This window comes from Arthrobacter sp. NamB2 (assembly GCF_005281365.1).
GTDB lineage: Bacteria > Actinomycetota > Actinomycetes > Actinomycetales > Micrococcaceae > Arthrobacter_D.
In genome coordinates this window covers 118,439-131,784 of the sequence record NZ_SZWI01000006.1, presented here as the reverse complement: position 1 = coordinate 131,784, position 13,346 = coordinate 118,439, and the positions used below count along the sequence as shown (strand labels likewise).

At 69.4% G+C, this 13,346-nt stretch carries 16 protein-coding genes; 10 read left to right on the top strand and 6 right to left on the bottom strand.

The genetic code is table 11. The features are described from left to right. Positions 1–48: 48 nt before the first annotated feature. Together FDK12_RS11745 and FDK12_RS11740 are read right to left on the bottom strand one after the other, a co-directional pair. Positions 49–1,212, bottom strand: a complete 1,164-nt coding sequence (locus FDK12_RS11745; RefSeq protein WP_137369738.1) for an acyl-CoA dehydrogenase family protein — start codon at positions 1,210–1,212, stop codon at positions 49–51. 32 nt (positions 1,213–1,244) lie between these two features. Continuing rightward, a complete protein-coding gene (locus FDK12_RS11740; protein WP_137369737.1) occupies positions 1,245–2,030 on the bottom strand; it encodes an SDR family NAD(P)-dependent oxidoreductase in 786 nt (261 codons plus the stop codon). 145 nt (positions 2,031–2,175) lie between these two features. Here FDK12_RS11740 and FDK12_RS11735 point away from each other — a divergent pair, with 145 nt between their 5' ends. Beyond that, a complete protein-coding gene (locus tag FDK12_RS11735; RefSeq protein ID WP_137369736.1) occupies positions 2,176–3,183 on the top strand; it encodes a glycoside hydrolase family 76 protein in 1,008 nt (335 codons plus the stop codon). Here the strand turns inward: FDK12_RS11735 and FDK12_RS11730 are convergent. Continuing rightward, a complete protein-coding gene (locus FDK12_RS11730) occupies positions 3,180–3,773 on the bottom strand; it encodes a YdeI/OmpD-associated family protein (protein ID WP_137369735.1) in 594 nt (197 codons plus the stop codon). The genes FDK12_RS11735 and FDK12_RS11730 overlap by 4 nt on opposite strands. A gap of 107 nt (positions 3,774–3,880) precedes the next feature. Here FDK12_RS11730 and FDK12_RS11725 point away from each other — a divergent pair, with 107 nt between their 5' ends. The 9 genes from FDK12_RS11725 to FDK12_RS11685 all read left to right on the top strand — a co-directional run bounded on the left by FDK12_RS11725 (position 3,881) and on the right by FDK12_RS11685 (position 11,288). Beyond that, complete coding sequence (locus FDK12_RS11725) at positions 3,881–4,621, top strand: VOC family protein (protein WP_137369734.1); 741 nt, start codon at positions 3,881–3,883, stop codon at positions 4,619–4,621. A 107-nt stretch (positions 4,622–4,728) separates the two neighbouring features. After that, positions 4,729–5,268, top strand: a complete 540-nt coding sequence (locus tag FDK12_RS11720) for an NUDIX hydrolase family protein (RefSeq protein ID WP_104117659.1) — start codon at positions 4,729–4,731, stop codon at positions 5,266–5,268. Positions 5,269–5,385: 117 nt separating this feature from the next. Further along, positions 5,386–6,240: a DUF6707 family protein gene (locus FDK12_RS11715; RefSeq protein WP_223263249.1), complete on the top strand. Its 855-nt coding sequence runs from the start codon at positions 5,386–5,388 to the stop codon at positions 6,238–6,240. A 56-nt stretch (positions 6,241–6,296) separates the two neighbouring features. After that, a complete protein-coding gene (gene tgt / locus FDK12_RS11710; protein ID WP_137369732.1) occupies positions 6,297–7,559 on the top strand; it encodes a tRNA guanosine(34) transglycosylase Tgt in 1,263 nt (420 codons plus the stop codon). Between the two features lie 76 nt (positions 7,560–7,635). Beyond that, on the top strand, positions 7,636–8,301 hold the full coding sequence (locus tag FDK12_RS11705; protein ID WP_137369731.1) for a TetR/AcrR family transcriptional regulator: 666 nt from the start codon (positions 7,636–7,638) through the stop codon (positions 8,299–8,301). Positions 8,302–8,308: 7 nt separating this feature from the next. Beyond that, positions 8,309–8,797, top strand: a complete 489-nt coding sequence (locus FDK12_RS11700) for a hypothetical protein (RefSeq protein ID WP_137369730.1) — start codon at positions 8,309–8,311, stop codon at positions 8,795–8,797. After that, positions 8,794–9,729 (top strand): TIGR01777 family oxidoreductase, encoded by a 936-nt coding sequence (locus tag FDK12_RS11695; RefSeq protein WP_137369729.1) that lies wholly within the window; start codon positions 8,794–8,796, stop codon positions 9,727–9,729. Before FDK12_RS11700 ends, FDK12_RS11695 begins: the two co-directional genes overlap by 4 nt. Positions 9,730–9,733: 4 nt before the next feature. After that, positions 9,734–10,561 carry a bifunctional hydroxymethylpyrimidine kinase/phosphomethylpyrimidine kinase gene (gene thiD / locus FDK12_RS11690; RefSeq protein ID WP_137369728.1) on the top strand — a complete coding sequence of 276 codons (828 nt, stop codon included), beginning with the start codon at positions 9,734–9,736 and terminating at the stop codon, positions 10,559–10,561. A gap of 19 nt (positions 10,562–10,580) precedes the next feature. Continuing rightward, positions 10,581–11,288 (top strand): DUF6328 family protein, encoded by a 708-nt coding sequence (locus FDK12_RS11685; protein WP_317616737.1) that lies wholly within the window; start codon positions 10,581–10,583, stop codon positions 11,286–11,288. Positions 11,289–11,313: 25 nt separating this feature from the next. Here FDK12_RS11685 and FDK12_RS11680 read toward each other — a convergent pair whose 3' ends face one another. The 3 genes from FDK12_RS11680 to FDK12_RS11670 form a co-directional block, all read right to left on the bottom strand. Beyond that, positions 11,314–11,985 carry a LytR C-terminal domain-containing protein gene (locus tag FDK12_RS11680; protein ID WP_137369727.1) on the bottom strand — a complete coding sequence of 224 codons (672 nt, stop codon included), beginning with the start codon at positions 11,983–11,985 and terminating at the stop codon, positions 11,314–11,316. Then, positions 11,978–12,277 (bottom strand): type II toxin-antitoxin system VapB family antitoxin, encoded by a 300-nt coding sequence (locus FDK12_RS11675; RefSeq protein WP_104117653.1) that lies wholly within the window; start codon positions 12,275–12,277, stop codon positions 11,978–11,980. The genes FDK12_RS11680 and FDK12_RS11675 overlap by 8 nt, the downstream gene beginning before the upstream one ends. A 73-nt stretch (positions 12,278–12,350) precedes the next feature. Continuing rightward, on the bottom strand, positions 12,351–13,262 hold the full coding sequence (locus FDK12_RS11670; protein WP_137369726.1) for a ribokinase: 912 nt from the start codon (positions 13,260–13,262) through the stop codon (positions 12,351–12,353). Positions 13,263–13,346: the final 84 nt, after the last annotated feature.

Below are 13,346 nucleotides of genomic sequence, written 5' to 3'. Positions count from 1 at the left end.
GTGGCGTGCGCCTCACCGGGTCCGTCATATGAACGGATACCGGGCAGATCAGGTGAACGCGGAGACCCCGGTCAGGGCCCGGCCGACGATGAGGCTGTTAATCTCGTAGGAACCCTCGTAGGTGTAGACCGCTTCGGCATCCGCGAAGATCTTCGCCATCGCGTGGTCCGTCACGATCCCGTTTCCCCCGAGGATGCCCCTTCCCAGGGCGACCGTCTCCCGCATGCGTGCAGTGGTGAAGGACTTGGCGAACGCCGCCCGCGGCATGTCGGACGCGCCCTCCGCCTGCAATTGGGCGACGCGTGTCATCACCCCGAGGCTGGCGGTTGCATTGCCCATCATGGTCACGAGCTGGTCCTGCACGAGCTGGAAGCCGGCGAGGGGCCTGCCGAACTGGTGGCGCTCGACGGCGTACTGCCGGGCGACGTCGAACGCGGCCAGTTGCTGGCCCACCGCCTGCCAGCCGACGAGGATGCGTGAGCCGAGCAGGAGTTGCCGGGTGTCGTCGAAGGACTCGATCCCGGCGAAGCGATCCGACTCGGAGATGCGTACGTCCGTAAGCGTTACGTCGGCATTCTGCACCGTCCGGAGCGCGATCTTGTTGCCGATCGCCGTCCGCGTGACGCCGGGCAGGGTGGCATCGAGGATGAAGCCCCGCACACCGCCGGTCTCGGTGTCCCGGGCCCAGAGGAGCATCCGGTCGCAGAAGGTCCCGTTGCCGATCCACCGCTTAGCACCGTTGAGGATCCACGCATCGCCATCGCGGGTCGCCGTCGTCGCCATGCCGCCGGCGACGTCGGACCCGTGCTGGGGCTCGGTGAGCGCGAAGGCCCCGGTGATTCTCAGCTCCATGGCGTCCTGCAGGAGGCGTTCCTTCTGGTCCTCGCTGCCGAACGTGTGGAGGGCCTCGACGAACAGGTCGTGGTGGACCATGAAGAACGTGGCGATGGACGTGTCAGCCCGTGTCAGTTCGGCGATGACGAGTCCGCTGAACAGGTGGCTGTAGCCCTGCTGCACGGGGGTGCTGAGGTTCAGCGCGGCGAGCTTCGGCAGGATCGCGTGGGGGAACTCGGCCCGGTTCCACCAGTCCACGGCGTGCGGCGCGACCTCCTTGGCGAGGAAGTCCCGGACGTCCTGCAACTTGTCCCGCTCATGGCTCGCCAGGAGGGACTCGAAACCGAGGAAGTCGGCGGTGGGCAATTGGCTCTCCATCGAGCCGTCCTTTCGATTCGACCGGCGTGGAGCTACCTGGGCGCCATGCGGATGGCGCCGTCGAGGCGTATCGTCTCGCCGTTGAGCATCTGGTTCTCGATGATGTGGGCAACCAGGGCTGCGTATTCGACGGGTTTGCCCAGCCGGGACGGGTGCGGGACCTGGGCGCCGAGGGAATCCTGGGCCTCCTTGGGAAGTCCCGCCATCATGGGTGTCTCGAAGATGCCGGGGGCGATCGTGACCACGCGGATCAGCGACCGGGCCAGTTCGCGGGCGATCGGCAGCGTCATGGCTGCCACACCTCCCTTGGAGGCGGAGTAGGCCGGCTGGCCGATCTGTCCGTCGAACGCCGCGACCGACGCCGTCGTGATGATGACTCCGCGCTCCTCGGACCCCCCGAGCCCCAGGACTGTGTCAGTCGCTGCCATGGCCTCGGCCGTGAGCCTGATGACATTGAAGGTCCCCACCAGGTTGACGTTGATGACGCGGGCGAACTGCTCGAGGGGCAGGACGCCCTCGCGCCCGAGTACCTTGCCCGGAGTGGCGATGCCCGCGCAGTTGACGACGATCCGCAGCGGACCGAGTTCCGAGGCCGTCGCAACCGCTGCCTCGACCTGCTCGGCGCTGGCGACATCGGCAGCGACGAAGCGGACGCGCGCGCCCTCGGGGTCGAGCCGTGCTGCCGCGTCAGCTCCGGCGGACTGCGGCAGATCGAGGAGGACCACCGAAGCGCCGTCGTCGAACAACCGCCGGGCCGAGGCGAAACCGAGTCCGGAGGCACCTCCCGTGACGAGGGCTACCGCTCCCCTGATGTCCATGACCGGCCCTTCGTCCCTCGGAGGACCACCGTTGGTCCGTCCACGCGCCCAGCGTACTGTGACATGGCCCACTGCGCACCCGTAGTGCGATCGACTGCGCATCCTGCCCAACCCGCCCGACCCGGCGCGTGACTAGGGTGGTCATATGCCCATGCCCGACGACGCCGCCCCGGAAGCCGCCCGGAGCGTCCGGCGACTGTTCGCCCGACGCAGTCTGAGGATCCCGGGGACGAGGCTCGGAGCGATCTCCTTTCCCGCGCCGCAGGACTCGCGCAGCCACTGGCACTACTGGTGGCAGGCCCACTACCTCGACTGCCTGATCGACGAACACCTCCGTGACCCCCGGGGCGACGCGATGGCGGAGGCCCGGAAGCTCGCCCGGGGCATCTGGCTGCGCAACGGCGGTCGCTGGCGGAACGCCTACTACGACGACATGGCATGGCTCGCCCTGGCGCTCCAGCGGCTGGACCAGGTGGAGGAACGACGCCGGCCGCGGCACCGGGTGCGGCTGCTCGGGGATACCCTCCGCTCGGCGCACACGCAGGAGCTCGGTGGTGGCGTCTTCTGGAATACCGGTCGCGACTACAAGAACACCGCGAGCACGGCCCCGGCGGCGATCTTCTTCGCACGAGCCGGCGAGACGGCGCGGGCGCAGGAGCTGCTCGACTGGCTCCGCGACCGCCTCCACGACACCGGCACCGGGCTCTACCTCGACGGCGTGCGAGCCGACGGCCGTGTGGAGGGAACGGTGGAGCGCGCCATCTACACCTACAACCAGGGCACGGTGCTCGGCGCCCTGGTGGCCGTTGGCGCGCCGAGGAACCTGCAGCACGCCGCGGACCTGGTGGAAGCCGTATCCCGCACTGCGGCTGACGGGGACGGCGTGCTGCCGATGGGGTCCTCCGGTGACGGCGGCCTCTTCACCGGCATCCTCGCGCGATACCTCGCGGTAGCTGCCGTCGCCCCCGGTCTCCGCGCCGACGCGGCAGCCACCGCGCGCTCGCTGCTGGAACGGACGGCCGATCGGATCTGGAGTCAGCGCCTGCAGGTCGACCGCGCGACGCTCTTCCCGCCCCGGCAGGATGGTCCCGTCAGCCTCTCGTCCCAGCTCCAGGCCTGGATGATCCTCGAGGCCGAGCGGGCGTGCCGCTAGTCGGCCTTCCTGCCCTGCGGGTAGAAGGTTTCTCCCCTGGCGAGCATCTGGACGAACTTCTCGATATTCCGCTGCCTGGCCGCGTCCGTTTTGAGCTGGGTCAGGCGGAAGATGAGGGCGTAGCGATTCTGGGACGAGAGGGTGCCGAACGTGGCGAGTGCGGCTTCGTTCGCCTCGATCGCCGCCATCAGCTCGGGTGGCACTTCCGCTGTGGCAGGTCCCGCATAGGCGCGCTCCCACCGGCCGTCGGCCTGTGCTGCCGCGACCGCCCGCTCACCGGCGTCGCGCATGCGCCCCTCGGCGCGCAGCCTGTCGATGTACGTCCTGTTGCGCACGGACCAGATGCTGCGCGGGCCTCGCGGCGTGAACCGCTGGAAGTAGCTCTCGCCGTCACGCGTCCTGGCCTGTCCGTCGATCCAGCCGAAACACAGCGCCTCGTCCAGCGCCTGCGCGTAGGTGAGCAGTGTCGTCGTCCCGCCCTTCTTGTGCTGGATGAGCCAGACCCCGGGCGAGGACGCGTGGTTCTCCTCGAGCCACCTGCGCCAGGCGAGCGCGTCCGGCAGCAGGAGTTCGGGGAGTTCGGGTTTCATGCCACCACCCTAGAAGCCGCACGGGCTCGGCGGGAACTAGATTGGAGGGGCCCCGGCCTGTCCGCAGCAGTGGAGCAGGCCTTCCGCGACGACTCCAAGGATGACCGATGCTCCGCGTCCGCCCACTCGTCCACACGCCCGACCCCGTTGCGGCGGCCGGGTTCCTGCAGGCGCTGGGACTACGCCGAGCGGAGGACCCGGCCGCCAACGGCGCGTTCGCCGTCTTCGACGCCGGGAGCGGCAGGGTTGCCGTCCACGGTTGCAGGCCCGGCGCCCCCGAGGAGGGCGTCACCGCTCTCGCCTTCGACGTGTCCGACGTGCGCGAGTTCGCCCGGCGCACCACGGAGGCCGGTACCGCGGTCGAGCTCACCGAGAAAGAGTACGGCCTTGCCGCCCGGATCACGGCGCCGGACGGCACCTCGTTCCTCGCCGGCATCGGTCCCCGCGAGACGGGCGCTCCGTCGTCGCCTCTCGCCGTTCTCGCCCTCTGGTCCACGCCGGACGTAGGACCGGTGGGCCGCGTGCTGGCGGACATGGGTGCCAGGCCGAGGACCGGCGCGACCGCGGGTGCCCGGCATGACTTCAGCGCGAAGAACGGCGGCCTCGTGGGGGTGCGCGCGGCGGAGCGGCCCGTGGTGGCCCTGGCCTTCGAGTACGACGGCGACGTGCGGCAACTGGTCGGAGGCCTGGCCGCCGCCGGTGTCGAAGCCGCAGTACGTGATGGGCGTTCCAGCCGGTCCCTCCGCGTGCACTCGCCCTGGGGTGCCGAGATCTGCGTCACCGAGCGGCAGCACGATGCCGAGGGGTACAGGGGTACAGGGGTACAGGGAGCAGTGACCGGGCAGTGACCGGGCAGTGACCGGACCGCGCGTCTGCGGCGGATCGGATTCAGCCACGGGCCGAAGAGCAGCGCGCCGCCCGCTCCGATGGCGGGGTCTGCTATAAAACTGGGGGTATGAACGTACGCACCCCTGACCCCAATCCGGGCTGGCTCTCCGAAGATGACCTGTACGAGGCCCGCCGCCGCCTTCCGATGGTCTACGTCGAGGCGATCCCCGTTCGGTGCGATGCCCTCGGGTACGTCAACGAGGTGGGGTTGCTGCTGCAGGCGAACGAGCAGGGCGAGATGGTCCGGACCTTCGTCTCCGGCCGCGTCATGTACCGGGAGACCATCCGTGCTGCGCTCCTGCGGCACCTGGAGAAGGATCTCGGACCGCTGGCATTGCCGCAGCTGGCGCCGTCGCCCCTGCCCTTCACGATCGCCGAGTACTTCCCGTCCCCTTCCGAGACCGGCCTGACGGACGACCGCCAGCACGCCGTGGCCCTCGCGTACATCATCCCGGTGACCGGCGAGTGTGATCCGCGCCAGGACGCCCTCGAATTGTCCTGGCTGACTCCCTCCGAGGCGCTGAGCCCTTCCATCCAGGCCGAGTTCTCGGGTGGACGGGCGGATCTACTCCGCCAGGCCCTCGCCCATGCAGGCTGGGGCCGCTAGCCCGCGTCGGGACGGGTGCCCCCGGCGTTACCGTAGGTGGTACGAGCGCGCTGGGGTAGGCAGACATCCAGGGGGCTCATTGCAGAGGTTGGCACGCAGCACATGGTGGTGAACAGGGTGGAGAGGACAGGTCTACGCGCGGTCCCGGCGGAGATCCTCGCGGTGGGCGACGTCCTGGCGCTTCCCGGGAGCGGGGACGCGGCGGAAGTCACGGCGGTCACCGTCGAGAATGACGACTTCGGGGTGCCCGCACTCGTCGTCGCCACGGTCGCCGGAGGGCGCCGGGTCTCGCTGGCGACCGGTTCGACCGCCTACCTCGAAGCGGCGGACGCAGAGGCCGGCACACCCGCCATCGCTGCGGACCACGGGTCGCCGGAGGCGCTCGTAGCCCGGATCGCGCAGGCACATCCCGACAGCGCAGCCATCCAGGGCATCGCCGGGCGCCTTGCCCGGGGCATCAACCTCAAGGCCGGCAGTAACCTTCAGGACCTCCACCAACTCGCCCTCGCACTGTTCATCGACGAGGGCGACACGGCATCGGCTCTGGGCGTCGCAGACCTGCTCGCGGATCTTCCGTTCGACGGGAATTTCGGCCGCTGGAAGTGGATCGAGGGCGGCCTTGCCGTCGCCGCCTACCTCACGCGGCACGATGAACAACGCTCGGCGAGGTACTCCGCGGCGATCCGGGTGGCAGACGATGTCGAGAGCGACCCGCTGCGGGCGAAGACCGCCGCGGCGTTCCGGCAGCGACAGCTCAACGAGCCCAACGTCTACGATCCGGAGATCCTGCGTGCCTCGACTGCAGGAAAGGCCGACGTCGAGCGGGACTACCGGATCCTCCGCATCGGGGTGCTGCTGCACCTGCGTGCACACGGCGGATCGGAGACCCTCAGCCGCGAGGTCCTGGAACGCCGGATCGCCGCTGAACTCGCCGCGATCGGCGCGCTCACTGCGCAGCTCGCCACGACGTAGCCCTGGGGCGTCCGCCGACGTCCGGCCGACCGGCGGCGGACTGGCAAAATAGGGTGGTGCACCCACAGTCCCAGCAGTCCTCGTTCTCCTTCTCCGTCCACCATCGTCTCGAGGACACGACGCCGGAGGCCGGGACGGGTGGCCGCCGGCACGGGCGCACCGGAACGATCACGACCCCGCACGGCGAGATCCGCACGCCGGCCTTCATTCCCGTCGGCACCAAGGCGTCGGTGAAGGCCGTCCTTCCCGGCGCGATGGCCGAGCTCGGAGCCCAGGCGCTCCTCGCGAACGCCTACCACCTGTACCTCCAACCCGGTGCCGACATCCTCGACGAGGCCGGCGGGCTCGGCGCCTTCATGAACTGGCCGGGCCCCACCTTCACGGACTCGGGCGGCTTCCAGGTCATGAGCCTCGGCTCGGGCTTCAAGAAGGTCATCACCATGGACCTACCCGTCGACGCGGGCGCGGCGGGGGCGGATGATCGCATCGCCGCCGGCAAGGAGCGTCTGGCACACATCGACGACGACGGCGTGTGGTTCAAGTCCCACCTCAACGGGGACCGGCATCGGTTCACCCCGGAGATTTCGATGCAGGTCCAGCACCGGCTGGGTGCGGACATCATGTTCGCGTTCGACGAGCTGACCACGCTCATGAATTCGCGCGGGTACCAGGAGGAGTCCCTCGAACGGACGCGGCTGTGGGCGCTGCGGTGCATTGCGGAGCATGAACGCCTGACCGCCGAGCGCAGCCACCGCCCCTACCAGGCCCTGTTCGGCGTGATTCAGGGTGCGCAGTACGAGGACCTCCGGCGGAAGGCGTCGTCGGACCTCGGCGCCCTGAACTTCGACGGCTTCGGCATCGGCGGTGCCCTGGAGAAGGAGAACCTGGGCACGATCCTCGGCTGGTGCAGCGACGAGCTGCCCGAGGACAAGCCCCGCCACCTGCTCGGCATCTCGGAGCCGGACGACCTCTTCACGGGCATCGAGAACGGTGCGGACACCTTCGACTGCGTCTCCCCGACGCGCGTGGCGCGCAACTCGGCGTTCTACACGCCGGACGGTCGGTGGAACCTCTCGAACTCGCGCTTCAGGAGGGACTTCACGCCGCTCATGGAGGGGTGCGACTGCTATACCTGCACGCACTACACCCGCGCCTACATCCACCACCTGTTCAAGGCCAAGGAGATGGTGTCGGCGACACTGATCTCCATCCACAACGAGCGATTCGTGGTGCGCATGGTGGACGATGCGCGCGCGGCCATCGAGGACGGCACCTTCTACGACCTCAAGGCCGAGGTGCTGGGACGGTACTACGCGTAGCGGCCGCAGAGAACCGTGTTGAACGCGTTCAAATCCGGGCTACACTTCGAAATGAACACGTTCGAAAAGGAGCCCGATGCCGACGTCGACCGCGAAGAGCGAAGCGACACGAGAGTTGCTGGTCTCGACCGCGCTGCGGTTGTTCCGCGAGATCGGCTACGAGAAGACCACGATGCGGGCCATCGCGACGGCCGCCAACGTCTCCACCGGGAGCGCCTACTACTACTTCGCCTCCAAGGACGACCTCGTCCACGAGCTCTACCGGAGCCTGCAGGAGGAGCACCGGAGCCGTGCCCTGCCGCTCCTGCGCGAAGGACAGAACCTCGGCGAGCTCCTGAAGGTGGTCCTGAACACCGGCATCGACGTCATGGGGCCGTACCACGACTTCGGCTCGAACTTCATCAGTATCGCCATCAGGCCGTCGGCAACCACAAGCCCCTTCGGCAGCGAGTCGGCCGTGGCTCGCGCGAGAGCCATCTCGCTGTTCCGGCAGGCCGTCGGCCTGTCGAGGCCGCAGCCGCCCCTCGCCATCCGGGACGACCTCCCGGAGCTCCTCTGGTACGCCTACATGGCCGTCACCCTCTTCTGGGTGTATGACTCCTCGCCGCAGCAGGAACGCACACGGCGCCTCATCGATCGGGCCGCACCGCTGATCTCAAGGCTCGTCATCCTCTCGCGCCTCCCCGTGGTCAGGAAGATCGTCGAGGACATCGTGCAGCTGATCCACGGGACACGGCAATGAGGCGGCAGTGAGCGCGGCGGGCGGGACGCCGGACGACGGAACACAGGACGACGGGGCACAGGACGACGGGACGCCGGACGACGGGACACCGGACGAGGTCGGCCGACGGACGGCCCGTCACCACGTGACGTTCGGTCCCGGCGCGGTCGTCGTCGGTTTCCTCGTGGGACTCACCGTCCTCGCCCTCGCGTTCGCCTCGACGTGGGGGATCCAGGCGCCCGCGGTCTTCCTCCTGGCCCTGTGGTACGGCCTCGGCGTCGGGCTTGTCACGGGGCTGCCGCTCGGGATAGTGCTGGGGCTCCTGCTGCGCCCGGTGCGTCACCAGTGGATCCATGTCGTGGTCTTCTTCCTGGCATTCACCGTGGCTGCGTTCCTCATCACCACCCTGCTGTCCCCCTCCACCGTCCTGCGGGACAGTGTGCCCACCGCCCTCATCATCGGAGGTGCGGGTGCCCTCGCCCGCGCCAGTGTCTGGAAGCTGGTCCGCGTGCAATGAACATCACCAGGGTCACCATCGCCGGAGCGTCCGGGTTCATCGGCTCCCACCTCGTCCGCCGGTTCACGGAAGCCGGGGTGCAGGTGAGGACGATCGGGCGCTCGGGTTCCGCGGTCTGGGGCGATACGGCCGCCATCGCCGAGGCCCTCGACGGCGCGGACCTCCTCGTCAACCTTGCCGGCCGTAGCGTGAATTGCCGCTACAACAAGCGGAACGCCGACGCCATCTTCTCCTCCCGCGTCGGCACGACGGAGGAGCTCGGCCGCGCCCTCGCACTGTGCCGGGCGGGTGGCGGCGCGCCACCGCCGGTATGGATCAACTCCAGCACCGGCACCATCTATCGTCATGCGATGGACAGGCCCCAGACGGAGGACGACGGCGAACTGGGCACCGGCTTCTCGGTCTCCGTGGCGCGGGCGTGGGAGCAGGCGCTCGCCGATGCCGACGTCCCGGACGTACGCAGGGTGGCCTTGCGCATCTCGATCGTGCTGGGCCGCGGCAGCGTGATGAGGCCCCTGGTGAACCTGGCCCGGATCGGACTCGGCGGTCCGATGGGCGCGGGCACGCAGAAATTCAGCTGGGTCCACCTGGACGACCTGTTCCGCGCGATCGTCTTCGTCGCGCAGGCCCCGTCGCTCAGCGGGCCCGTCAACGTCGCTGCCCCGGGGGTGGTGACGAACGCGGAACTCATGGCGGCGGTACGGAAGCGCCTTTCCGTGCCGGCCGGGCTTCCCACTCCCGCCTGGCTCCTCGACCTCGGCGGACTGGTCATCCGCACAGAGGCCGAACTGGTCCTGAAGAGCCGCTGGGTGTCGCCGCGCACGCTGGTCGACGCCGGATTCACCTTCACCTACCCCACGTTGGGTCCGGCGCTCGACGACATCCTCGCCCCCGGCGGTGCAGGCGCTCGGGAGCCGCTTCGGGCACACTAGGGAGATGTCCGACATCCAGACCCCTACGTCCCCCGCCATCACCCTGACCATCGCCGGCTCCGAGGCCACCGGAGGAGCAGGAGCCCAGGCCGATCTCAAGACGTTCCAGGAACTCGGCGTCTACGGCATCGTGGCCCTGACCTGCATCGTCTCCTTCGACCCGAAGAACCAGTGGCAGCACCGCTTCGTCGCCGTGGACCAGCAGGTCATCGCAGACCAGCTCGAGGCGATCCAGTCCTGCTACCCGCTCCGGACCGTCAAGCTGGGGATGCTCGGCACCCCCGCCACCATCGACACGGTCGCCACTGCGCTGAAGGCACAGGAGTGGGACAACGTCGTCCTCGATCCGGTCCTGATCTGCAAGGGGCAGGAGCCCGGGGCCGCGCTGGACACGGACCAGGCACTCAAGGCGAACATCCTTCCCCTGGCCACCTTCGTGACCCCGAACCACTTCGAGGCGGAATCACTCTCCGGGACGACCATCGAGTCTTTGGAGGACCTCAAGGAAGCGGCGCGGATCATCCACCGGCAGAGCGGCGCCGTCGTCCTGGCCAAGGGTGGCGTGCGCATCGAGGGCCCGGACGCGGTGGACGTCTACTTCGACGGTGACACGCTCGAGGTACTCTCGGCGCCCAAGGTCGGCGACGTCGCCGTCAGCGGCGCAGGCTGCACACTCGCGGCCGCGATCGCCGCGGAGCTCGCCAAGGGAGCGTCCCCGCTGGACGCCGCCCGCACCGCGAAGCAGTTCGTCACCGAGGGGATCCGGAACCGGGTGGCCTCGAGCGCTCCCTTCGATGCCGTCTGGCAGGGCGGCGCCCGGTCGTCGAGCTGACGGACGGGCCAGGTCCACGATGAGCACCGGAACAACTCCGACCAGCGACGGCGCCGCGTCGCCGACGAACCCCGTCGGCGAGGATGCACCGCAGCGTCCTGCCGAGGGAACGAGCGCGGTCCGGCGTGCCGTCCCCGGCGGTGAAGGCCCGGTCGGCGCGGTCCCTGGTGATGCGGGTCCTGTCGATGCGGGCCGAACCGGCTCCGACCGCACGGGCCCGGGCGGTGCGGGTCTCCTCCCGCAGGACATCGACGACGACGGTCGCGGCGAGAGCCGCAACCAGCGCCTCGACCGCAACTGGCAGGAGCTCCTCCAGGAGCTGCGCGTGATGCAGACCGGTATCCAGATCCTGACCGGGTTCCTGCTGACCCTGCCGTTCCAGAGCCGGTTCGACGAACTGGACGAGGTGCAGGTGACCGTGTACCTGTGCCTGGTCTGCCTCTCTGCACTGATCACGGCCCTGGTGCTGTCCTCGGTCAACATGCACCGAGTGCTGTTCGGCCTGCGCGTGAAGGCGACCCTCGTGCAGCACACCGCGGCGATCATCCGGGCGACGACGGCCCTCGTGGGGTTGGTGCTCGCCGGCACGGCCTGGCTCATCTTCGACCTCGTGGTGAACCGGACCGCGGGCCTGGTCGTCGCGGGCGCACTGCTGCTGGTGGTCGTCCTGCTCTGGGTCGTCTATCCCCTGGTCGTCCGCCGTCGCGCGCTCAGGAACCGCACCTGAGCTTCGTCCCGGCCGCCCGGATCCGTTAGGGAGCGGCGGCCGGTGTCGCGCCTTCCTCCGGGGCGCACGCCAGCCCGGCCGGCGTGATGTCGACGCCCTCGGGCGGGATGATGCCCGCGTAGGTGGAACCGAGCACGACGTCGACGGTCCGGTCCTCGCGTTCGTCGGCAACATACAGCGAGTCGGGGATGGTGCGCTGCACCGTGAAGGCATTGGCCCGTCCGGCCTGCCCCGAGATGATGAACGCGGTGGCCCCCGTGGGACCGCCCTCCCTGTTGCCGATCTCGCTCACCGCGAAGGCGCGTTCCCTCAACTGGGCGGCTGCCGTTCCCGCGAGCCCGTCGATGGTCGTGCCGTTGTAGACGTTGACCGTGATCGCGCTTGGGTCCTGGTAGTCGAAGGGGCCGGCAGGGCAGGTGGAGGTCGGGGTGGGGGTCGGCCCGGAGGCGCCGACGCTGATGTCGCCCCGCGCGATTCCCAGCGCCACGTAGGCGGCTGCGGCCAGGAGCCCGATCAGCAGCACAAGGACGACGCCGTGCCGCACCCTGCGCATCGACGCTCGGTGCCGGCGTGCGGCGTCGTCCTCCTCGAATACCGCGCCGAGGTCCGTCTCGGTGACGATGCGGTGGCCGTGCCACTCGGTCGGATCACGCTTCGCCTCCGCCCGCTGACGGCGCGAGGATTCCTCCTCACTCATTGAGCACGAGGACTCTCGCGTGCAGGATGGTTCGCTGGTGCAGCGCGGTCCGTACGGCGCGGTGCAGGCCGTCCTCGAGGTACATCACGTCGTTCCACTGCACCACGTGGGGGAAGAGATCGCCGAAGAACGTCGAGTCCTCGGCCAGCAGTGCTTCGAGGTCGAGCGTGGTCTTGGTGGTCACCAGTTCGTCGAGCCGCACCTGCCGGGGAGGCACTTCCGCCCAGTCCTTGGGGGTCACGTGTCCATGGTCCGGGTACGGCCGGCCGTCACTCACTGCTTTGAAGATCACTGCTACAGCCTAGGTAATTGCTCCGGCCAATGGAACGCGGGGGCAGTTCAGGCGTCATCTCGTGGCCTAATGGTTACGCCGGCAGGTCGGGAAGCGTGGTCCCGAGCGCCGGGTAGGAAGGCTGTGCACCAGGGCGCTGCACGGCGTAGGAGCCGACCCTCACGGCGAACCGGACGGCATCGTCGAGGGGCTGCCCAGCCGCGAGTCGCGCGGCCAGGGCTCCGACGAAGGCGTCACCGGCTCCGGTCGTGTCGACGGTGGGAACGCGGGGTGCGGGCACCTGTCCGATCGGCCCACCGTCGGACACCAGCGCACCGGCCCCTCCGAGCGTCATCACCACGGACTTCACTCCGCAGGCCAGGAGGGCCCCGATGACGTCCTCGTGCTCCGACACCGGACCGCCCCCGAGCTGCCCCAGGACCAGGGCTCCTTCGTGCTCGTTCACGACCAGGGGGTCCGCGCGCAGGAGGACCGTCCGGTCGAGAGGTATCACCGGTGCCAGGTTGATGATCACGCGACCGGACGCCGAGCGCACCGCGGTCTCGGTCGCGTCTGCGGGCAACTCGCCCTGGACGACGACGGCAGCACCGCGGATGGCACCCGCCGAGGCGAGGACGACCTCGGGGGTGACCTCGGCGTTCGCGCCGGGGAGCACCACGATGGTGTTCTCGCCGTCGTCGGCTACCTGGACGACGGCGACACCGGTAGCGCCCCCTGTCCGCCGAACGGCCTGCAGGTCGACGCCGGCGGCCGTCAGAGCCGAGAGGGCGACGTCCGCGTGGGTGTCAGCCCCAACGGCACCGATCATGGCCACTCCGGCGCCGAGGAGTGCCGCCGCGACCGCCTGGTTGGCACCCTTGCCGCCGGGCAGGACCGTCATCGATCGGCCCAGCACGGTCTCACCCGGCTGCGGATGCCGTCCGAGGGCGATCACGAGGTCCGCGTTGATGGACCCGATGACGACGATGCCCGGCGAGGTATTCATGCTCGGCAGTCTTCCACGTACCGCTTGTGCGCAGTTCGGACAGGACCCGAATGGAAGGTGCGTGCTGCTCGGGAACATAATGGG

Coding starts and splice junctions, on each gene's coding strand:
- FDK12_RS11745 (WP_137369738.1), bottom strand. CDS start 1,212: ATGGAGAGCCAATTGCCCACCGCCGACTTCCTCGGTTTCGAGTCCCTC.
- FDK12_RS11740 (WP_137369737.1), bottom strand. CDS start 2,030: ATGGACATCAGGGGAGCGGTAGCCCTCGTCACGGGAGGTGCCTCCGGA.
- FDK12_RS11735 (WP_137369736.1), top strand. CDS start 2,176: ATGCCCATGCCCGACGACGCCGCCCCGGAAGCCGCCCGGAGCGTCCGG.
- FDK12_RS11730 (WP_137369735.1), bottom strand. CDS start 3,773: ATGAAACCCGAACTCCCCGAACTCCTGCTGCCGGACGCGCTCGCCTGG.
- FDK12_RS11725 (WP_137369734.1), top strand. CDS start 3,881: ATGCTCCGCGTCCGCCCACTCGTCCACACGCCCGACCCCGTTGCGGCG.
- FDK12_RS11720 (WP_104117659.1), top strand. CDS start 4,729: ATGAACGTACGCACCCCTGACCCCAATCCGGGCTGGCTCTCCGAAGAT.
- FDK12_RS11705 (WP_137369731.1), top strand. CDS start 7,636: ATGCCGACGTCGACCGCGAAGAGCGAAGCGACACGAGAGTTGCTGGTC.
- FDK12_RS11695 (WP_137369729.1), top strand. CDS start 8,794: ATGAACATCACCAGGGTCACCATCGCCGGAGCGTCCGGGTTCATCGGC.
- thiD (WP_137369728.1), top strand. CDS start 9,734: ATGTCCGACATCCAGACCCCTACGTCCCCCGCCATCACCCTGACCATC.
- FDK12_RS11685 (WP_317616737.1), top strand. CDS start 10,581: ATGAGCACCGGAACAACTCCGACCAGCGACGGCGCCGCGTCGCCGACG.
- FDK12_RS11680 (WP_137369727.1), bottom strand. CDS start 11,985: ATGAGTGAGGAGGAATCCTCGCGCCGTCAGCGGGCGGAGGCGAAGCGT.
- FDK12_RS11670 (WP_137369726.1), bottom strand. CDS start 13,262: ATGAATACCTCGCCGGGCATCGTCGTCATCGGGTCCATCAACGCGGAC.